This window comes from Lichenibacterium ramalinae, from assembly GCF_004137085.1.
Lineage (GTDB): Bacteria > Pseudomonadota > Alphaproteobacteria > Rhizobiales > Beijerinckiaceae > Lichenihabitans > Lichenihabitans ramalinae.
Genome location: NZ_QYBC01000009.1, coordinates 149,901 through 169,884, shown reverse-complemented (window position 1 = coordinate 169,884; position 19,984 = coordinate 149,901). Strand labels below are relative to the sequence as shown.

17 protein-coding genes are annotated in these 19,984 nt (G+C 71.8%); 6 read left to right on the top strand and 11 right to left on the bottom strand.

Annotated features, from left to right (window positions below; translation table 11 throughout):
* Positions 1–22 precede the first annotated feature (22 nt).
* The 7 genes from D3272_RS12425 to D3272_RS12395 form a co-directional block, all read right to left on the bottom strand.
* A complete protein-coding gene (locus tag D3272_RS12425) occupies positions 23–616 on the bottom strand; it encodes a retropepsin-like aspartic protease family protein (protein WP_129219494.1) in 594 nt (197 codons plus the stop codon).
* Positions 617–816: 200 nt separating this feature from the next.
* The gene (locus D3272_RS12420; protein WP_129219493.1) at positions 817–3,078 is read right to left on the bottom strand and encodes a xanthine dehydrogenase family protein molybdopterin-binding subunit; all 2,262 of its coding nucleotides are present in this window, start codon (positions 3,076–3,078) and stop codon (positions 817–819) included.
* On the bottom strand, positions 3,071–4,129 hold the full coding sequence (locus tag D3272_RS12415) for an FAD binding domain-containing protein (protein WP_129219492.1): 1,059 nt from the start codon (positions 4,127–4,129) through the stop codon (positions 3,071–3,073). The genes D3272_RS12420 and D3272_RS12415 overlap by 8 nt, the downstream gene beginning before the upstream one ends.
* Positions 4,126–4,641, bottom strand: a complete 516-nt coding sequence (locus D3272_RS12410; RefSeq protein WP_129219491.1) for a (2Fe-2S)-binding protein — start codon at positions 4,639–4,641, stop codon at positions 4,126–4,128. Before D3272_RS12410 ends, D3272_RS12415 begins: the two co-directional genes overlap by 4 nt.
* Before the next feature lie 85 nt (positions 4,642–4,726).
* Positions 4,727–5,122, bottom strand: coding sequence for a (R)-mandelonitrile lyase (locus D3272_RS12405; RefSeq protein ID WP_129219490.1), 396 nt, complete (start codon positions 5,120–5,122; stop codon positions 4,727–4,729).
* 121 nt (positions 5,123–5,243) lie between these two features.
* Positions 5,244–7,982, bottom strand: coding sequence for an MGH1-like glycoside hydrolase domain-containing protein (locus tag D3272_RS12400; protein WP_129219489.1), 2,739 nt, complete (start codon positions 7,980–7,982; stop codon positions 5,244–5,246).
* Between the two features lie 13 nt (positions 7,983–7,995).
* On the bottom strand, positions 7,996–9,945 hold the full coding sequence (locus tag D3272_RS12395) for an amylo-alpha-1,6-glucosidase (RefSeq protein ID WP_129219488.1): 1,950 nt from the start codon (positions 9,943–9,945) through the stop codon (positions 7,996–7,998).
* Positions 9,946–10,123: 178 nt separating this feature from the next.
* Here D3272_RS12395 and ureC point away from each other — a divergent pair, with 178 nt between their 5' ends.
* The 5 genes from ureC (at position 10,124) to D3272_RS12370 (ending at position 14,128) form a co-directional block, all read left to right on the top strand.
* Entirely contained in the window at positions 10,124–11,836 is a 1,713-nt protein-coding gene (gene ureC / locus D3272_RS12390; RefSeq protein WP_129219487.1) for an urease subunit alpha, read from the top strand.
* Positions 11,833–12,453, top strand: coding sequence for a Pr6Pr family membrane protein (locus D3272_RS12385; RefSeq protein ID WP_129219486.1), 621 nt, complete (start codon positions 11,833–11,835; stop codon positions 12,451–12,453). The genes ureC and D3272_RS12385 overlap by 4 nt, the downstream gene beginning before the upstream one ends.
* Before the next feature lie 54 nt (positions 12,454–12,507).
* Positions 12,508–12,825 (top strand): nucleotidyltransferase domain-containing protein, encoded by a 318-nt coding sequence (locus D3272_RS12380; protein ID WP_129219485.1) that lies wholly within the window; start codon positions 12,508–12,510, stop codon positions 12,823–12,825.
* Positions 12,822–13,223 carry a HEPN domain-containing protein gene (locus D3272_RS12375; protein ID WP_129219484.1) on the top strand — a complete coding sequence of 134 codons (402 nt, stop codon included), beginning with the start codon at positions 12,822–12,824 and terminating at the stop codon, positions 13,221–13,223. The genes D3272_RS12380 and D3272_RS12375 overlap by 4 nt, the downstream gene beginning before the upstream one ends.
* Positions 13,224–13,330: 107 nt before the next feature.
* Complete coding sequence (locus D3272_RS12370) at positions 13,331–14,128, top strand: L,D-transpeptidase family protein (protein WP_129219483.1); 798 nt, start codon at positions 13,331–13,333, stop codon at positions 14,126–14,128.
* A gap of 175 nt (positions 14,129–14,303) precedes the next feature.
* Here D3272_RS12370 and D3272_RS12365 read toward each other — a convergent pair whose 3' ends face one another.
* A complete protein-coding gene (locus D3272_RS12365) occupies positions 14,304–14,654 on the bottom strand; it encodes a hypothetical protein (protein WP_129219482.1) in 351 nt (116 codons plus the stop codon).
* Between the two features lie 235 nt (positions 14,655–14,889).
* Here D3272_RS12365 and D3272_RS12360 point away from each other — a divergent pair, with 235 nt between their 5' ends.
* On the top strand, positions 14,890–16,095 hold the full coding sequence (locus D3272_RS12360; protein ID WP_129219481.1) for an adenylate/guanylate cyclase domain-containing protein: 1,206 nt from the start codon (positions 14,890–14,892) through the stop codon (positions 16,093–16,095).
* 103 nt (positions 16,096–16,198) lie between these two features.
* On the opposite strand, the gene D3272_RS12355 is transcribed toward D3272_RS12360, so the two are convergent.
* From D3272_RS12355 to D3272_RS12345, 3 genes are all read right to left on the bottom strand, one after another.
* The gene (locus D3272_RS12355; protein WP_129219480.1) at positions 16,199–17,119 is read right to left on the bottom strand and encodes a DMT family transporter; all 921 of its coding nucleotides are present in this window, start codon (positions 17,117–17,119) and stop codon (positions 16,199–16,201) included.
* Between the two features lie 85 nt (positions 17,120–17,204).
* Positions 17,205–18,449, bottom strand: coding sequence for an arsenic transporter (locus tag D3272_RS12350; RefSeq protein ID WP_129219559.1), 1,245 nt, complete (start codon positions 18,447–18,449; stop codon positions 17,205–17,207).
* A 55-nt stretch (positions 18,450–18,504) separates the two neighbouring features.
* Positions 18,505–19,611 (bottom strand): metallophosphoesterase, encoded by a 1,107-nt coding sequence (locus D3272_RS12345; RefSeq protein ID WP_245496523.1) that lies wholly within the window; start codon positions 19,609–19,611, stop codon positions 18,505–18,507.
* Positions 19,612–19,984 lie beyond the last annotated feature (373 nt).

Here is a 19,984-nt window from a genome sequence, read left to right as displayed (position 1 = left end):
CCGCACCGCGCTGCGGTGCCGTTCACCGGGCGAGCAGCAGCCGGCCGTGGTCCATCCTGACGCTCGACAGGCGCGACAGGAAGCTCATGCCGATCAGCGCCTGGCCGAGCTGCCCCCGGCCGCTGACCAGCGCCGTCACGTCGCGGACCTCGATGCCGCCGAGCCGCACCGAGGGCAGGTTGACCTTGGCCACGAGAGCGCGCCCGTTGGCGGTGCTGACCGGGATGTTGAAGTCGGCGGGGAGCGGGCGGATGCCGAGCCTGTCGGCGGCCTCGGCGGGCAGCGCCAGATAGGACGCGCCGGTGTCCACCATGGCGGGAAGGCGCTGCCCGTCGACCTCGATCGTGGTCTGGAACTGGCCGAGCCTGTCGGGCGCGATCGTTTCCTCGCCGCCGAAGGCCGGTGGGGCGGCGGGCGCGGCGGCAGACGCGGCGACGGGGGCCACCGGCGGTGCCGAAGGCGCGGCCGCGGCGCCGCTCCCGGGATTCACCGTCCCGACCGCACCCAGCACGCCGGCCCAGAGCGCGCCGCGCTGCGCCGGCGCCATGGCGGACAATTGATGCGCCGCCAGCAACGCCACGACGGCGCTGCCGACCGCCAACCTGACGAACCCCATCCGGTGACCTCCGCACTTCCGCCCGTGCGGGGACAGGATCAGGCGCGGCTCCCTACCGGAAGGTTGCGCGCCGCGGCCGATCGTCGGGTATCGTCAAGGCGGGACTTCGCGGATCGGTCGAATGCCGGGCAATCCGGCGCGCCGGGGGCCGGCGCTGCTTGGAGACGCCGCCCGGAGGGATCGTCCCCCGGGCGGCGGCATCATTCGGCGGCGAGCGGCAGGTCGCCGAGCAGCCGCTCCAGCCGGATCGGGGCCTGGCGCACCCGAACGCCGGTCGCGTGGTAGACGGCGTTGGCGATGGCGCCGGCCGTGCCGGTGATGCCGATCTCGCCCACGCCCTTCACGCCGAGGGCGTTGATGATGCTGTCCTTCTCGTCGACCAGGATGGCCTCGAGCGACGGGATGTCGGCATTCACCGGCACATGGTACTCGCCGAGGTTGGCGTTGAGCGGCCGGCCCGAGCGGTGGTCCATGACGGCCTCCTCGTGCAGGGCGAAGCTCACCCCCCAGATCATGCCGCCGAAATACTGGCTGCGCACCAGACGCGGGTTGATGACACGGCCGGCCGCGAAGGCGCCGACGAGGCGCGTGCAGCGGATCTGGCCGAGCTCGGGGTCGACCTTCACCTCGGCGAAGACGGCGCCGTGGGCATGCATGGCATAGCGCTTCTGGGCATCCTGGTCGGCGCCCGCACTGCCCTGGCCCTCGAGCGCGGGCAGGCCGGCCCGGGCCAGGATGTCGGCGTAGCTTTCGCCGCGGCTCTCGTCGTCGCGCCGCACGAGGCGGCCGTCCCGCGCTACCACGCCGGCATTGCCGGCGCCGAACAGCGGCGAGCGCTGGTCGTCGGTGGCGAGGCGCGCCAGCTTGGCGATGACGTCGCCGCCCGCCGCGTGGATGGCGTTGCCGGCCGTGGCGGTGTGGCCGGAGCCGCCCGCGATGCCGCCGTTCGGCAGGTCCGAGCTGCCCATGCGGAACTCGACCTGGTCGATGTCGAGCCCGAGTCCGTCGGCGGCGATCTGCGCCAGCGCCGTCCAGGCGCCCTGCCCCATGTCCTGGGCGCCGATCTCGACGAGGCCGGTACCATCCGCCTTCAGCGTGGCGCGGGCATCGGCGGCGAAGATCAGCGCCGGGAACGTGGCGGTGCCCATGCCCCAGCCGACCAGGAGCCCCGCCTCGTCGCGCATGGTGCGCGGCGCCGCGGCGCGCTTCGACCAGCCGAAGGCCGCGGCCCCCTGCTCGTAGCATTCGCGCAGGTTCTTGGAGGAGAAGGGCTTGCCCGAGATGGGCTCCACCTCGGCATAGTTCTTGAGCCGGAAGGCCAGCGGATCCATGCCGCAGGCTTCGGCCATCTCGTCGACGGCGCTTTCCAGCGCGATCGAGCCCGAAGCCTCGCCGGGCGCCCGCATGAACAGCGGCGTGCCGGTGTCGAGGCGCACCGCCGTGTGCGTGGTCTTCAAGGCCGGCGCCGCATAGAGCGTATGCGACAGGTTGGCGGCGGGCTCGAAGAAGTCGTCGAAGCTCGACGTCGCCGTGTGGTTGTGGTGGTGGATGGCCTGGATCTGGCCGCTGTCGTCCGTGCCCATCCGCACCGTCTGGCGCGTGGGCGCCCGGTGGCCGACGGGGCCGAACATCTGGTCGCGGCGCAGCACGAGCTTGACGGGCCGGCCCGTCCGCCGGGCCGCCATGATGCCGAGGATCTGCGGCCCCTTCATCAAGGCCTTGGAGCCGAAGCCGCCGCCCAGGAAGGGCGAGCGGATCAGGATGTTGGCGGGGTCGATGCCGAAGAGCTGGGCGATGCGGCCCTGGCCCATGGTCAGCGCCTGGCTGGGCGTGTCGACGGTGAGCTTGTCGCCGTCCCACTGCGCCACGATGGCATGGGGCTCCATGGCGTTGTGGTACTGGGCGGGCGTCTCGTAGGTGGCGTCGACCCGCTTGGCCGAGCCCGCGAGCCCGGCGTCCACGTCGCCGCCGTTGTCGATGTCCGGCGGCTCGCCGACGCCGACGGCCGGGGGCACGAAGGTTTCGTTGCCGTCGAGGCCCATGCGGGCGGGCTCGACGTCGTAGCGCGGCGCCAGCAGCGCGGCGCCCTCGGTGGCGGCTTCCAGCGTCTCGCCGATCACCACCGCGATGGCCTGGTTGGCGTAGCGGACGCGGTCGTTCTGCAGCACGTCCATGCGGAACGTGAAGGGGCTGTCCTTGTCGTCGGGGTCGAAGGCGAGCTGCGGCGTGTTGCCCGGCACTATGACGTCGACCACGCCCGGGTGGGCCTTGGCGGCCGCGACGTCGAGGAAGGTGACGCGGCCGCGGGCGATCGTGCTGGTGGCCAGGGCGGCGTAGAGCATCCCCTCCGGGTGGTTGTCGGCGGCGAAGCGGGCCGAGCCCGTGACCTTGAGGAGGCCTTCGCGGCGGGTGAGCGGCTGGCCGATGTTGGAGCCGTAGCGGGTGTGGGTCTGCTCAGGCATGTGCGGCGACTCCGAGCGGCGAGGCGAAGGGGGACGCCGGCAGCGCGGGCATGCGCGCGGGCGTGCCGGCCTTGGCCAGCGTGAGGGCCCGCACGGCGATGCGCCGGGCGAGTTCGATCTTGTAGGCATTGTCGCCGGACGGCTTGGCATCCGCCAGGGCCGCCTCTGCCGCGCGGCGGAACGTCTCGGGCGTGGCGGGCTGGCCGGCCAGGACGGCCTCGGCCTTGCGGGCGCGCCAGGGCTTGAGGGCGACGCCGCCGAAGGCGAGGCGCGCGTCGACGATGCGCTCGCCGTCGAGCTTCAGGGCCGCCGCGGCCGACACGACCGCGAAGGCGTAGGAGGTGCGGTCGCGGACCTTGAGGTAGCGGCTGTTGGCGGCGAAGCCCGCCGCCTCGGCCGGCAGCACCACGCCGGTGATGAGGTCGCCGGGCTCCAGCAGCGTTTCGCGCCAGGGCTCGCCCTCCGGCAGGCGGTGGAAGTCCACCAGCGGCACGCTGCGCACCCCGCCCGCGCCCTCGATCTCCACCACGGCGTCGAGCGCCGCCAGCGGCACGCAGAAGTCGGACGGGTTGACGGCGATGCAGGACGAGTCCCAGCCGAGGATGGCGTGCAGCCGGGTTTCGCCGCCGAGCGCGTCGCAGCCCGAGCCGGGCTCGCGCTTGTTGCAGGCGCTGGCCGTATCGGTGAAGTAGGGGCAGCGCGTGCGCTGCAGCAGGTTGCCGGCCGTCGTGGCGGCATTGCGGAGCTGCGCCGAGGCGCCGGACAGCAGTGCCTCGGCGACCGCCGGATAGGCCCGGGCGAAGCCCGCGTCATGGGCGAGGTCGCCGTTGCGCACCAGCGCGCCGATGCGGGTGGAGCCGTCGGGCCGCCGCTCGATGCGGTCGAGGCCCGGCAGCTTCGTCACGTCCACGAGCCGGTCGGGGCGCAGGACGTTGCCCTTCATGAGGTCGAGGAGGTTGGTGCCGCCGGCGAGGAAGACGGTGCCGTCGGCGGCGCCCGCCGCGACGGCCTCGGCCGGGCTCCCGGCGCGGATGTAGTCGAAGCGCTTCACGCGGCCTTCTCCTGGCTGTCGCCCGCGGTGCGGGACTCGCCCGCCAGGCGGGCCTGGGCGTCGAGCACCGCCTCGGTGATGCCCGCATAGGCGCCGCAGCGGCACAGGTTGCCGCTCATGGCCTCGCGGATGCGCTCGGGGTCGTTGCCGGCCTGGGCCTCGCGGATGAGGCCGACGGCGCTCATGATCTGGCCCGGCGTGCAGAAGCCGCACTGGAAGCCGTCGTGGTCGATGAAGGCGGCCTGCACGGGATGCAGCCGGTCTCCCTCGGACAGGCCCTCGATGGTGAGGACGTCGGAACCGTCGTGGCTGACGGCCAGCGCCAGGCAGGCATTCACCCGCCGGCCGTCGACCAGCACCGTGCAGGCGCCGCACTGGCCGCGGTCGCACCCCTTCTTGGTGCCGGTGAGGTCGAGCCGTTCGCGAAGCAGGTCGAGCAACGTGACGCGGGGGTCGTCGAGGGCGATCTCCCGTCGCGTCCCGTTGATGGTCAGGGTGATGGATATGCTCATGGCAGCGCCTCCGTTGTCTGATTTATAGAGGTTCCAAAGAGCTTCGGGAAGGCGAACCTCGCCCCGAGCGGCCGCGGCATCGCCGTCAACCCCGATATTGCTCTTCCGTGACCTGCTCCATCCAGTCGACGGGGGAGCCGTCCCGCTTCTCCTGGACGGCGATGTGGCTCATGGCCGTCGTGCCCGAGGCGCCGTGCCAATGTTTCTCGCCCGGCTCGAACCACACCACGTCGCCCGGCCGGATCTCCTCGACCGGGCCGCCCTCTCGCTGCACCCGGCCGAAGCCCGACGTCACGATGAGGGTCTGGCCGAACGGATGGGTGTGCCAGGCCGTGCGGGCGCCGGGCTCGAAGGTGACGTGGGCCATGGCGACACGGGCGGGCTCGGGCGGGCTGTTCAGCGGGTCGATGCGGACCGTGCCGGTGAACCATTCGGCCGGTCCCTTGCCGGACGGCTGCGAGCCGCTGCGCCTGATCTCCATGAGCGTTGTCCTTTCCTGCCGGGTGCACGCGGCGCCGGCCGCCGGGCCATGTCGTCGAGGGGAGCGTCGAAGCCGCCCCGTCCGGTCGCGCCGCGCGCCGGCTCCCGCCGCCCGGCGGGGCTTATCGGGCGTCCCCCTTGGCCGAGGTGACGGGGATGAGCGTGCCGGCGGAGCGGCGGCGCGGCTGCAGCAGGAGGGCGGCGAGGCCCGACCAGCCGGTCTGGTGGGCGGCACCGAGGCCGGCGCCGTTCTCGCCGTGGAAGTATTCGTGGAAGGGCACGAGGTCCCGGAAATGCGGGTCGGTCTGGAACGTCTCGTTGCCGCCCAGCACGGGGCGCCGGCCGTCCTCGCCGCGCAGGAACAGCGCGTTGAGCCGCCGCGACAGTTCAGCCCCGATCTCCGGCAGGGTCAGCATGGTGCCGGACCCCTTGGGACATTCGATCTGGAAATCGGCGTCCTCGTAGAACTTCTCGAACTCGTAGAGCGCCTCGATCAGCACGAAGTTGATGGGCATCCAGATGGGGCCGCGCCAGTTGGAATTGCCGCCGAACAGCGTCGTGGTGGATTCCGCCGGCTCGTAGTCGACCTGGAAGCGCGTGCCGTCCCAGTCGTAGATGAAGGGCTGGGCCTCGTGGAACTTCGACACGGAGCGCACCCCATAGGCGGACAGGAACTCCGTCTCGTCCATCATGCGGGTCATCAGGGCCTGCATGCGGTGGCGGCGCAGCAGCGAGAGCAGGAGGCGCCGGTCCTTGCCGGGCTCGCCCCAGCGGGACACCAGCTGGGCGAGGTCGGGCCGGTTCGTCAGCATCCATTCGAGGCGCGAGGCGAAGCCCGGGAACTTCTTCACCGTGTCGCTGTCCAGCACCGCCACGGCGCAGAGCGGGATCAGCCCGACGAGCGAGCGGACGCGCAGCGGCACGCGGTTGCCGTCCGGCAGGTTGAGGATGTCGTAGTAGAAGCCGTCCTGCTCGTCCCACAGGCCGAGCGCCGGGTCGCCGTCGTCGTCGCGACCGTCGCCGATATCCGTCATGGCCTCGGCGATGAGCAGGAAATGCTCGAAGAACTTCGACGCGATGTCCTCGTAGGCCGCGTCGTTCTCGGCGAGTTCGAGCGCGATCTGCATGAGGTTCAGCGTATAGGCCGCCATCCAGGCGGTGCCGTCGGCCTGCGAGATGAAGCCGCCCGTCGGCAGCGGCTTCGAGCGGTCGAAGACCCCGATGTTGTCGAGGCCGAGGAAGCCGCCCTGGAAGATGTTGCGCCCGTCGACGTCCTTGCGGTTCACCCACCAGGTGAAGTTGATCATCAGCTTGTGGAAGACCCGGACCAGGAAACCCCGGTCCGCCGTGCCCGTCATGGCCCGGTCCATCTGGTAGACGCGCCAGGCCGCGAGGCCGTGGACCGGCGGGTTGACGTCGCCGAAGTTCCACTCGTAGGCCGGAAGCTGGCCGTTGGGGTGCATGTACCATTCGCGGGTGAGCAGCACGAGCTGCGCCTTGGCGAATTCCGGGTCGATCAGCGCGAAGACCGTGCAGTGAAAGGCGAGGTCCCAGGCCGCGTACCAGGGATATTCCCACTTGTCCGGCATCGACACGATGTCGGCGTTGACGAGGTGCTTCCAGTCGCTGTCGCGGCCGTGGCGGCGCTGCTTCGGCGCAGGCGGCATGGCGGGGTCGCCGGCGAGCCAGCGGCGCACGTCGAGGTGGTAGAACTGCTTGGACCAGAGCATGCCGGCGAAGGCCTGCCGCTGCACCAGGCGCGCGTCCGCGTCCGCGATATCGGCCTGGATGGCGGCGTAGAAGGCATCGGCTTCCGCGATGCGGGTGGCGAAGACGCGGTCGAAGCCGGCCGCGTCGAGGCTGGCGGCATCGCGCGGCGCCAGGCGGAAGCGCAGCACGGCCTCGGCGCCGGGCTCGACGCGCAGCCGCACCCAGGCGGCGCATTTCGTGCCCTGGCCGGCGGGGTTGACGGCGCCGTGGTCGCCCCCGACCACGCGGTCGTTGATGCCGTCCTTGAAGAACCCGGACGCGTCCGTGCCGTCGAGGCGGCGGGTGTTGGTGTCGTTGTCGCAGAAGAGCCACTCGGCCTCGCCGAGGGCCGTGAAGCACCGGTCCCGGTCGTGGACGCGCTGCGCCAGCACGCTGCCGTCGTCCTGCAGGGCGAGGACCGGCTTCGGGTGGCCCTCCTCCCAGGCCCAGGTGTTGCGGGCCCACAGGTGGGGCAGCACGTGGAGCTCGGCCGCCTCGGGGCCGCGGTTCGCCACCGTCACCCGCATCAGCACGTCCTCGGGGCCGTGCTTGGCATATTCGGTCGTGACGTCGAAATAGCGGTTCTCGGCAAAGACGCCGGTGTCGAAGAGCTCGTATTCGAAGGCGGTCGCATCGGTGCGCTTGCGGCGCGCGTTCTCGGCGATCAGGTCGGCGTAGGGGAAGGGCGCCTGCGGGTACTTGTACAGCGTCCGCATGTAGGAATGGGTGGGGGTGCCGTCGAGGTAGTACCAGAGCTCCTTGACGTCCTCGCCGTGGTTGCCCTCGGCGTTGGTCAGGCCGAACATCCGCTCCTTCAGGATAGGGTCGCGGCCGTTCCACAGCGCGACGGCGAGGCACCAGCGCTGATGCTCGTCCGAGAAGCCCGCGATGCCGTCCTCGCTCCAGCGATAGGCGCGGGAGCGGGCATGGTCGTGCGGGAAGTAGGACCAGGCGTCGCCGCCGGCGCTGTAGTCTTCCCGCACCGTGCCCCAGGCGCGCTCGCTGAGGTAGGGGCCCCAGCGGCGCCAGCCGCCCGCCTCGGCATCGCGCAGGCGCACGCCCTCGGCCGTGGCGAAACAGGGTGCGGCCCGGCTCTGGTCGGTGGCGGACATCGGGACCTCCCCTTCAGACGTCGAGATCGAGCATCCGGCGGATGCGGATGAGTTCGCCGAGCGACCAGGCCTGCCAGGGGCATCCCCCGGCATGGTGCGGCGCGGCGCCGTCCACGACCTCGGAAACGTGGCCGAGGCCGTTGTCGTCGAGGTGCCGCATGAGGGGCGCCAGGAAGCGCCCGGCGGCCTCGGCCTTGGCGGCGGCCGTGCCGCCCCGCACCCGGAGCCAGGCCTGCACGAAGGGGCCGAGCAGCCAGGGCCAGGCGGTGCCCTGGTGGTAGGCGGCGTCGCGCCGCACGAGGTCGCCGCGATAGCGCGGGATAAAGGCGGGGTCGTCGGGCGACAGGGTGCGCAGGCCGAGCGGCGTGAGGAGCTTGGCCTCGACGAGGTCCACCACGGCGCGGGCCGCCGCGCCCTCGAGCAGCGGGAACGGCAGGCCGCCCACCGCGAAGACCTGGTTGGGCCTGACGCTGGCGTCCACCGCGCCCGGGGCGCCGTCGACGTCCACGATGTCGTAGAGGCCGCCCGCCGGGGCGGCGAAGCGCGCCGCGAAGGCCGCCCGGGCCCGGTCGGCGGGCTCCCGCCAACCGTCGGACCAGCGCCGGGCCGCGATCTCCAGCGCGTTGATCCACAGCGCCTGGATTTCGACGGGCTTGCCCCGGCGCGGCGTCACGACGTGGCCGTCCGTGATGGCGTCCATCCAGGTGAGCTGCACGCCCTCCTGGCCGGCGTGCAGCAGGCCGTCGGCCTCGGCGCGGATGCCGAACCGGGTGCCCGCGCTGTAGCTTCCCAGGATGGCCTCGGCGGCGGCCCGCCAGCGTTCGGCCTCGGCCTCCGGCACCGGCGCGCCGGCGGCCGCGCAGGCGTCGAGCGTGTCGTGCACCGCCACGACGAACCAGAGCGAGGCGTCGACGGCGTTGAACTCCGGCGCCTCGCCGCTGTCGGGAAAGCGGTTCGGCAGCATACCGCCGTCCACCGCCTCCGCCCAGCCGAGCAGCACGGCGCGGGCTTCCTCCAGGCGGCCCGTGGCCAGCAGCAGGCCCCGCATGGCGATGAACGTGTCGCGGCCCCAGTCGGTGAACCAGGGAAAGCCCGCCACGACCGTGCGCCCCGGCCCGCGCGCCACCACATAGGCGGCCGCCGCGCCGCGCAGGCCCGACCCGAAGGCGCCGCGCCGCGCCCGCTCGGTTGCGGCGAGGTCGGCGGCGTGGCGGGCGGCGTCGCCCGAGCGTCCGTCGCCGGCGCGCAGCACCATGACGGCGGGCGCGGCGGCGAGGTCGAAGGCGAAGGCGCCGGGCGAGGCCACGTCCTCGACATGGTCGAGGCCGCGCTCGCGCTCCACCGTGTAGAGCACCCTTCGCCGCCACACGGGGTCGTGCCGGTAGGTGCCGGTGGTCAGCGCCGTCGCGGCCGGCAGCGCCGCATAGGGCCGCCACGACACGGTGCCGCCCGTGGCCTCGGCATCGAAGCGGAAGACGTCGTTGGCCTGGTGCAGCGCGCCGTGGTCCCGGCCCGTGAGCAGCGGCCGGACCTCCAGGCGACAGGGGCCGGGCGGCCCGGCGGTGCGGCGCCAGGTGAGCACGGTTTCGCCGCCGTGCGGCTCGACGAAGACCTCGTGCCGGACCTCCGTCCCGTCCGGCAGGCCGAAGACCCAGGTCGGCCAGGGGTCGCGGTGGAAGGACAGGATGCGCCGCGCCCCGTCGGGGTGGAGCACGTCCGGCAGGTAGCGCTGGGACGACAGGCCGTGGCGCCCGTCCCCCGTCTCGACCACGGCCTCGACGCCGTTGACCAGCACGAACCGGTGGGTGGGGGGCGTCGTCGCCGTCAGCAGCAGCGCATGGTAGCGCCGCGTCCGCACCCCGTCGGCGGCGCCCGACGCGTAGCCGCCGAGCCCGTCGGCTTCGAGCCATTCGGGCGCGTCCTGCGCCTGGGGACCGTCGGGGGCGGAGCCGTCGAACGCCATGGGATCCTGTGTCCTGTCGCACCGCCGCGGGGCCTCGGCCCCCGGGGAGACGGATGCGGGTGCGAAATGTTCCTGCGGCCGGGCCATGACGATGGTGCGACGCGGGACCCGATGGTGCAATGCCGGATTCCAAAACCGCCGCTCTCCCTCTAAGCTCGCGCCGTCGAAGGAGCCCGCCATGTCCTGCACGCTGCCCCGTTCCGCCTACGGCGACATGTTCGGCCCCACGACGGGCGACCGGCTGCGCCTCGCCGACACGGCGCTGGTGATCGAGGTCGAGCGCGACTTCACCACCTACGGCGAGGAGGTGAAGTTCGGCGGCGGCAAGGTGATCCGCGACGGCATGGGGCAGAGCCAGCGGAGCCGGGCGCAGGGCGCGCTCGACACCGTCATCACCAACGCCGTGGTGCTGGACCATTGGGGCATCGTGAAGGGCGACGTGGGCCTCAAGGACGGGCGCATCGTCGGCGTCGGCAAGGCCGGCAACCCCGAGATCCAGCCCGGCGTGACGCTGGTCATCGGTCCCGGCACCGAGGTCATCGCCGGCGAGGGCAAGATCCTGACGGCGGGGGGCTTCGACACCCACATCCACTTCATCTGCCCGCAACAGATCGAGGAGGCGCTGATGAGCGGCGTCACCTCCATGCTGGGCGGCGGCACCGGCCCCGCCACCGGCACCTTCGCCACCACCTGCACGCCCGGCCCCTGGCACATCGCCCGCATGATCGAGGCCGCCGATGCCTTCCCGATGAACCTCGGCTTCGCCGGCAAGGGCAATGCCGCGACCCCGGCCGGCCTCGTCGAGCAGGTGGAGGGCGGCGCCTGCGCGCTGAAGCTGCACGAGGACTGGGGCACCACCCCGGCCGCCATCGACAATTGCCTGTCGGTCGCCGACGACCACGACGTGCAGGTGATGATCCACACCGACACGCTGAACGAGAGCGGCTTCGTCGAGGACACGATCGCGGCCTTCAAGGGCCGCACCATCCACGCCTTCCACACCGAGGGGGCGGGCGGCGGCCACGCGCCCGACATCATGCGGGTGGCGGGCCTGGAGAACGTGCTCCCCTCCTCCACCAACCCGACGCGCCCCTTCACCGTCAACACGCTCGACGAACACCTCGACATGCTGATGGTGTGCCACCACCTCGACGGCGCCATCCCGGAGGACCTCGCCTTCGCGGAATCGCGCATCCGCAAGGAGACGATCGCCGCCGAGGACATCCTGCACGACATCGGCGCGCTCTCGATGATGTCGTCGGACAGCCAGGCCATGGGCCGCGTCGGCGAGGTCATCATCCGCACCTGGCAGACGGCCGACAAGATGAAGCGCCAGCGGGGCGCCCTCGAGGGCGAGAGCGGCGACAACGACAACCGGCGGGTCAAGCGCTACATCGCCAAATACACCATCAACCCGGCCTTGGCGCATGGCGTGTCGCGCCACATCGGCTCGATCGAGCCCGGCAAGCTCGCCGATCTCGTGCTGTGGACGCCGGCCTTCTTCGGCGTGAAGCCGGACCTGATCCTCAAGGGCGGCATGATCGCGGCGGCCCCCATGGGCGACCCCAACGCTTCCATCCCGACGCCCCAGCCCGTGCACTACCGCCCGATGTTCGGCGCCTACGGCCGGGCGGTCGCGGCGACGAGCGTGACCTTCGTGTCGGGCACGTCGCTGGCCGGCGGCCTCGCCGAACGGTTGCGGGTGTCGAAGCCGCTGGTCGCCGTGGAGGGCACGCGCGGCACCCTGCGCAAGTCCAGCATGATCCACAACGGCGCGACGCCGGACCTCAAGATCGATCCCGAAACCTACGCGGTCGTGGCCGACGGCGAACTCCTGACCTGCCAGCCCGCCGACGTGCTGCCGATGGCGCAGCGGTACTTCATGTTTTGACGGGCGGCGGGCGGGCCTTCGCGGCCCTCGTGGCGGCCTCGGCCTGGTTCGGCCTCGCCGTCCAGGCCGGGGCGACGCTCGGCGCCACCGGCACGGCCCTGGCGGCGCTCTGGGTGCTGCTGCGCTACTTCACGGTGCTGGTGAACCTCGCCGTGGCGCTGGCCTTCACGCGGCTCGCCGCCCGGCCGTCCCCCGCCCCGCCGGCGCTGCTCGGCGGCCTCGTGCTCAACGCGCTGCTGGTGGCGATCGTCTACCACCTCCTGCTCGCCGGCACGCTGGTGCAGACCGCGCAGGAGAAGCTCGCCGACCTCTTCCTCCACGGCATCACCCCGGCGCTGGTCCTGCTGTTCTGGCTGATGCGGGTGCGGCGCGGCGCCCTGCGCTACCGGGACGTGGCGCCCTGGGCCGCCGTGCCGCTGCTCTACTTCGCCTATGCCCTGGGGCGCGGCGCGGCGGACGGGATCTACCCCTATCCGTTCATCGACGTCGGCCGCATCGGCTGGGCGGCGACGCTGGTCGATGCCGTGCTGATCGCCGCCGGCTTCGTGGCGGCGGGGTTGGGGCTGGTGTGGTTCGACCGGCGGCTCGCCGGCGGCGCGGCCGCCTCTCCTCGCTGAGGACTACGATCCACGGGCGTGGAGGTCGCGCCTGCGCCGTGCTACCCTGCCGCCATGGCCGCGACCGACGATCCCGTCCTGACCCGCTTCCGCGCCGCCCTCGACGCCGCCTACGGCGAGCGCATCGAGCGTGTGGTGCTGTTCGGCTCGCGCGCGCGGGGCGATCACCGCCCCGATTCCGATTACGACGTGGCGGTGTTCCTGCGCGACTTCGACGACTTCGGGCGGGAGTCGCGCATGCTCGCCGTGATCGAGACGGATATTCTGTACGAGGATGGCGCCCTCATCGGCGCGATGCCGTTCCGCGCCGGAGCCTACGAGGACCGGACGGGGTTCATGTCGGAAGTCCGTCGAGACGGCGTCGACCTGTGACGCCGCAAGCCGAAGCCTCGCTCGTCAGGGCTCGACGCGACATCGATGAAGCGCGGCTGATCGCCAGCCTGGGTCTCCATGGACAGGCGGCGCGGTCCGCCTATTATGCGGCATTCCATGCCGCGGAAGCTCTGATCGTCGAGCGGACCGGGCGCATCGCGAAAACCCATCGCGGTGTGCACGCCACCTTCTCGCGGGTCACCATGGACGGCGATCCGGGGGATCGAGAGCTTTGGCGCACATTGCCCGACGCCTATCGATATAAGGAATTGGCCGACTACTCGATCGACCCCGATGCGATCGTCCGTGACACCGCCGCGGCGACGCTCATCGACGACGCCACCCGCTTCGTCGCCCGTGTGGCGGAAATGCTCGCGCCGCCCCCTTCGGAGGCTTGAAGCCCCGCACAGACTCCGTTCACCATCCCGGCCCATCGTCGCATCCAGCGACGGCCTTCGCCCGCCGGCGCCATATTCCCTCCCTCCGGCCTCGGCAGGATGGCGGGATGCCCCTTCCGGGCGAGGTCCAGGTCGAATCCGTGATGCGCTTCCCTTTCCCACGCGGCCCGCGCCTGCTCCCGCTGGTCTTCGCCGTGCTCGCCCTGGCGGGCTGCGCCGGCGACCTCGCCGAGCACGTCAACATCGGCACCGTCTATCCCGACACGATGGCGCTGATGGCGGCCAAGGACATGGACCGGGGCGCCCCGATCATGATCCGCATCACCAAGGAGGATTCGACCCTCGAAGTGCTGAAGGAGGACCGGCAGGGCCGCTACCGCCCGCTCAAGACCTATTCCATCTGTCGCTTCTCGGGCGGGCTCGGCCCCAAGAAGGCCGAGGGCGACCACCAGGCGCCGGAAGGGTTCTACACGGTGGCGCCGAACCAGATGAACCCGCACAGCCGCGAATACCTGTCGTTCAACACCGGCTATCCCAACGCCTTCGACCGCTCCTTCGGCCGCACCGGGGATTCCCTCATGGTGCACGGGGGCTGCCGCTCGGTCGGCTGCTACGCCATGACCAACGCCCAGATCGAGGAGATCTACGGCCTCGCCCACGAGGCCTTCGCGGGCGGGCAGACCGCCATCCCGCTCGAAGCCTTCCCGTTCCGCATGACGGAGGCCAACCTCGACCGGCACCGCGACGACCCCAACGCGCCCTTCTGGGCCATGCTGAAGACTGGCAGCGACGCCTTCACGGCCGCGGCCCGCCCCCCGCAGGTCGCCGTCTGCGACCACCGCTACGTCTTCGCCCCGGATGGCGCACCGCGCCCCGGCGGCCAGAGCTGCACGGCGGCGTCCTGACGCGCCAAGGCCCGCCGGATCGCTCCGTCGGGCCTTGCGATATCACGGGGGGGAAGGCTAGAGCGCTTTCGCCTTCGGCGAATTCGCTCCAGCTCTCGAATGGCGAGCAGTTTCATCGGCTTGGAGTCGCCAAGGCGACTCGGAGAAAGCCGATACTGCTCCAGGGTCGCCGAGGTCACTCGGCCTTGGCGTCTTCCGTCTCGCCCTCGGGCGCGTCCACCATGTGGGTCAGGGCTTCGCCGAGCGCCTTGGCCTTCTCGGCGTTCTTGCCCTCGGACTTGCCGGCCAGCGTCACCGTCTCCTTGCCGAGCTTGGCCAGGAGCTTCTTGATCTGCTCGCCGTTCGGCTTCTCGGCCTGGATGTGCTTCTTCAGATTCTCGAGGTCCTTCACCAGCGTCTTGACGCCGGGCGAATCGGACTTCTCGAGCGTGGCTTCCCAGCCCTCGATGTTGGAAACCGCGGCCTTGACCGTATAACCCTTAACGCCGTCCTTGATGTGCTTGATGGTCGCGTCGAACTGGGGCATCGGGACGTCCTCGTAGGCTGCCGCGCGGCAATGGCGGCGCTCCAGCCACAAGTCCCGGCGCGCCCGAATGTTGCAGGGCAAGGCGCCGCAGGCCAGGTCGGCAGGCGCTGCAGAACGGGTCGGCGCGAACGCGTGGTGAATCCGCGCCCGCCCCCCATGGCGGGCTCGCTTCCGCGCTCCCATGCTATAGGATACGTCGCACGCACCGGGGTGCCCGCAGCCGGGGACAGTCGTCATGACCTACGAGGCCTTCGGGGCGTTCGAGACCGGCCACTGGCCGGCGCGGCGGACGGCCGTGCTCGACTGGCTCGTCACCGGGACGCGGGACGAACGCTACCTCGACGTCATCTTCGTGGAGCTTTGCCGCCGGCTCGAGCACTCCGGCCTGCCCGTCGCCCGGGCCGCCATGTTCCTCGAAACCCAGAACCCGCAGTGGCTCGGCGTCCGCGTCCTGTGGCGCCGCGGCCTGACGCAGGCGGAGCTTCGCCCCTCCGACTACGACACCCGCGAAACCGACGCCTTCCGCTTCAGCCCCGCCGCCGCCATCCGCGCCGGGGCCGACGTGGTGCGGGCCCGGCTCGACGGGACCGATCCGGCCGACGACGCCTATCCGCTGTTCGGCGAACTCCGCCGCGAGGGCATCACCGACTACGTGGCCTGGCCCTTCGAGTTCACGCTCGGCAAGCGCCACTTCATCACCTTCGCGACGGACCGGCCGGGCGGGTTCGCCGACGAGGATGTGGGGCTGCTGGCCGATCTCCTGCCGGTCCTCGCCGGCGTCACGGACGTGCGGCTGAAGAACCGGCTGGCCCGCACCTTGCTCGACACTTACGTGGGCCCGCATGCCGGCGAAGCCATCCTGGCCGGCGCCACGCGGCGCGGCAGCGGCTTCACGGTGGAGGCCGCCATCGTCATCGTGGACCTGCGGGACTTCACCACCATCTCCGACCTGTGGCCGCGCGACGACGTCATCGCGCTGCTCAACGACTATTTCGACGCCCTGTCCGACCCGATCGAGCGGCACGGCGGCGAGATCCTGAAGTTCATGGGCGACGGGCTCCTCGCCATCTTCCCCGACGATGCCGCCAGCGCCGTGGGCGCGGTGGCGGACATCTGCCGTTCCATGGCGGCGCTGAACCAGCGCCGGGTGGCCGAGGGCCGGGGCGCCCTGGGCTACGGCGTCGGGGTCAATTACGGGGACGTGATGTACGGCAACATCGGCTCGCGCACCCGGCTCGACTTCACCGTGATCGGCCCCGCCGTCAACGTCGCGTCGCGGCTCGAGACCTTGACGAAGGAGATCGGCTCCAAGGCGCTGTTCTCCGGCGCCTTCGTCGCCAAGGCCCGCTGCGCCGCGGCCCTGAAGCCGCTCGGCGCCTATCCGCTGCGCGGCGTCGGCCGGCCGCTCGACGTCTACACCTTCGCCGAAGAGCCCGCCTGACGGGTTCGGGCCTGGAAACCGGCGCGGGACGGCGACGGCAGGACCCGCGTGGGACCATCGGCGCGGCCCGGACCGCCCCGGCAGAGGCCCGGCCCACGCGCCGTCAGAAGATCGAGATCAGCACGATGCCGACCACCATCACGGCCGCCCCGCCCAGGCGCTCCGGCCCGGCCTTCACCGTCTTCATGTCGAGCAGACCGAAGTGGTCGAGCGCGATGGAGGTGAGCAGGTTGGCGGTGATGAGCAGGCCGTTGAAGGCACCGGCACCGACCTTGTCGACGAACAGCAGGCCGCCGAACACCGCGACCGCCCCGGCGATGCCGGCGAGCGGCATCCACCACCGCACCTTGGCGACCCCGTCCCGGTCCGGCAGGGGGCTCGGCCGGACGAACAGCATCATGGCGAAGACGAAGACGACGGGCAGGAACGAGACGGTCGCGGCCAGCCAGGGATTGACGAGGGCATGGTGGAGCTGGGCGTTCCACACCACGCCGAGCGCCTGCAGGGCTCCCGCCACGAGGATGAAGGGGTAGAGCAGCTTTCCGGCGAGCCCCTCGTCCTTCCCGCCCTCGTTGCCGCTCGTGCGGGCGATGAGGACGACGCCGCCGACCATGAGCAGGCCGCCGATCCACGGCACCAGCTTGAACCCCGACCCCGGCAGGCCGAAGAGGCCGAAGGCGTCGAGGGCCAGCGACGTGATGATGTTGCCCGTGATGGTCAGGCCGTTGAACGGGCCGGCGCCGACCTTGTCGACGAAGGCCAGGCCGCCGAACACCGCCACGGCGCCGGCGATGCCGCCCAGGGGAGCGTACCAGGGCATCTGGCCGAGCGTGGCCAGGGTGGGCAGCGGGGTCGGCATCAGGAAGAACAGCGCGGTGAAGACGAAGACGATGGGCAGGAACGAGACCGTCGCGGTCAGCCACGGGTTGACCAGCCTCGCGCGGAGCTGGGCGTTCATGGAATTGCCGAGCGCCTGCAGCAGGCCCGCGACGATGATGAAGGGATAGAGGAGCACGGCTGTCATTGGGGGGTCGCTCGTGGATGGGGCCCGCGATCGCGACGGGCCGGGGCCTGGGGCGCGCGCCCCCCGGAGGGGCGCCGGCGCCCGCTCAGTGGAGGAGGACGAGGCCGGCGATGGCGAGGAGCAGCGCCGGCGGCATGACGAGGACGCCGAGTTTGAGGAACTGGCCGGCGCCGACGCTCACGCCTTCGCGCTTCAGCGCGGTCAGCCACAGGATGGTGGCGAGGGATCCCGTGACCGACAGGTTCGGGCCGAGGTCGACGCCGATCAGGATGGCGCTCGTCACCTGGTCGGACACGTGCGCGCCCTGCACGGCGCTGCCCGCGATGAGGCCCGCCGGCAGGTTGTTCAGGATGTTGCACAGGAAGGCGATGAGCACGCCCGCCCCCCAGGCCGTCTCAACGGCGGAGGCCTGCGCGGCCCGGTGCAGCGCGTCCGCGATCATGCGGATGAGGCCCGTCTTGTCGAGGGCCTCGACCATCACGAACAGCCCCGCCACCAGCGGCAGCACCGCCCAGGAGATGCCCTTCACGGTGGACCAGGGGTTGGCGCGCTTGACGACCAGGACGATCGCCGCCGTGGCGATGCCGCAGACCGCCGTCGGCAGGCCGAGCTGGATGTCGAAGGCCGAGGAGACCAGGAGGGCGACGGCCGTCAGCACGATGCCGGCCCCGGCGAGCTTGCCGGTCCCCTTGAGCTCCGGGACGTCGACCTCGGTCTCGATCGCGTCCGCCTTCAGCATCCCGTTCTGCGTCAGGCGCAGCACCGCATAGGTGGCGGCGATCGACAGGACCGAGGGGATGGCGAACCGCGGCAGCCATTCGAGCAGCGGCGGCATGTGCGCGCCGTAGATCACGAGGTTGGCAGGGTTCGAGATCGGCAGCACGAAGGAGGCCGCGTTGGCGATGAAGGCGCAGATGAAGAGATAGGGCAGCGGGTCCTTGGCCTTGGCGGTCTTGACGGCGGCGGCGACCGCCGGCGTCAGCACCACGGCGGCCGCGTCGTTGGACAGGAACGCCGTCACGACGGTGCCGACGAGGTAGATCAGCAGGAACAGCTTCTGGGGCGACCCGTTGGCGCGCTTGGTCGCCAGCGCCGCCAGCCAGTCGAAGAGGCCCTCCTCGCGGGCGATCTCCGACAGGAGCATCATGCCGGTGAGGAACAGGTACACGTCCGTGCCCTTGCCGATGCCGGCCAGGGCGTCGTGCCAGGGCAGCAGCCCCGCCACGACGAGCAGCGCGGCGCCGGCCACCGCCCAGATGAACTCGGGCCAGCCGAAGGGCCGGATGATGACTCCGGCGGTGGCCAGGGCGGCGATGCCCCAGGTCCACATCTGTATCTGCGTCACGTGATGGGTCTCGGCGGTGTGGGACGATGGGGAGCGGGCGTCAGGACGACGAGGCGCCGTTGCGGTTGGGGCCGAGCTGGGTGCCGAAGATGCCGTTTTCCGGCCAGGACCCCACGGCATCGGCGTCGCTGCCCCGACCCACCCGGGCCGGGGGCGCGTAGCCGGGACCGGCCGCCCGGACGGCATGGAGGCCGGGCCGGCCCTGGACGTCGACGGCCTCGACCTCGATCGTCACCAGCCGGTCGCCCGGGACGTCGATCTCGGCCGACCAGGCCCGTCCGTCGTCGCCCAGCGCCATGGCCACCCAGGCGCCGTCCTCGCTCCGGCAGGCGACGCGCGCCAGCGCGCAGGCGCCGAAGACCAGCGCCCGGACCGTGCAGCGGCCCGACACGCGCTGGTCCTGCCCCCGCATCAGCCGGTGGTCGGCCGGCGCCGTGACGACGACGAAGGGGAAGGCGTCGTCGAGCGCCTTGAAGCGCCAGCTCACCACCCCGCCGTCGAGCGTGGCGATCGAATAGCCGACGGGCCCTTCCTCGATCTGCCCGGTGGAGCGCGTGGCGGCGAAGATCGTGCGGCCGTCGTTGGCGAGCTCGTTGTAGTGGGTGTGGCCCATGTCGACGAGCGCGACGTCGTGGTCGGCGAGGAGCCGGGTCATGGCGGCGCCCTCGCCCTCGCCCTGCAGGTCCTCGGGATAGGTGTGGGTGAAGACGAGGGCGGGCGCGTCCGCGCGGCGCGCGGCCGCCAGTTCGGCTTCGAGCCAGGCGGCCTGGTCCTGGCCCAGGCGGAAATCCGGGCCGCCCGAGCCCGGCCCGCTGATGTCGAGGAACAGGCAGCGGGCCCCCCGCACCGTGACGGCGCGGGGCAAGGGCTCGGCCTTCAGCACCGCGTAGAAGTTGGCCAGCCCGCCCTGCTCCATGTCGTGGTCGCCCGGGATGACGTGGACCGGCACGCTCAGCATCTTCAGCGCCGTCGCCGCCAGCGCATACTGGCCCGGCAGGCCGTTGTCGGCATTGTCGCCGGGCAGGACCACGAAATCGATCGCGGCCGCGCATTGGATCTCGATCTGCGCCACGATGGCGAGGAAATCCGTGAAGTTGCGCTGCTTGGCGTCGGTGAGGTGCAGGTCGCCGATGTGGGCGAAGGCCACCGGCCCGTCCCGTCCCGCCGCAGCGGACCCCTCCGTCCGGCTCACCGTCCCGCCCCCGCCGTCCCGCCGGCGGGGCCCGAGCCAACGCCATGGCTCCCGGCAAGGCGGGCCGGCGGCGCCGGGCGGAATAGGGGGGACGTCGTTCGGCGCATGAGCTCTCCATCCGGCATCAACCGCGATCGAGGGCCGCATTGCAGCCGGCATGCCAGATCTCAACCCGGCGAGGCTCCTCGGCGGAGGCGGCGGCATGGCCGGCAGGCTGTCGCCTGGGCGGACAGGCGCCGTCCGCTGCAGGGACGGGGAAGCGGGCGCCGCGCCACGAAAAAGGCCGCCCGGAGGCGGCCTTTCATCGTGCTGCGGTCCGGAAGGCCGG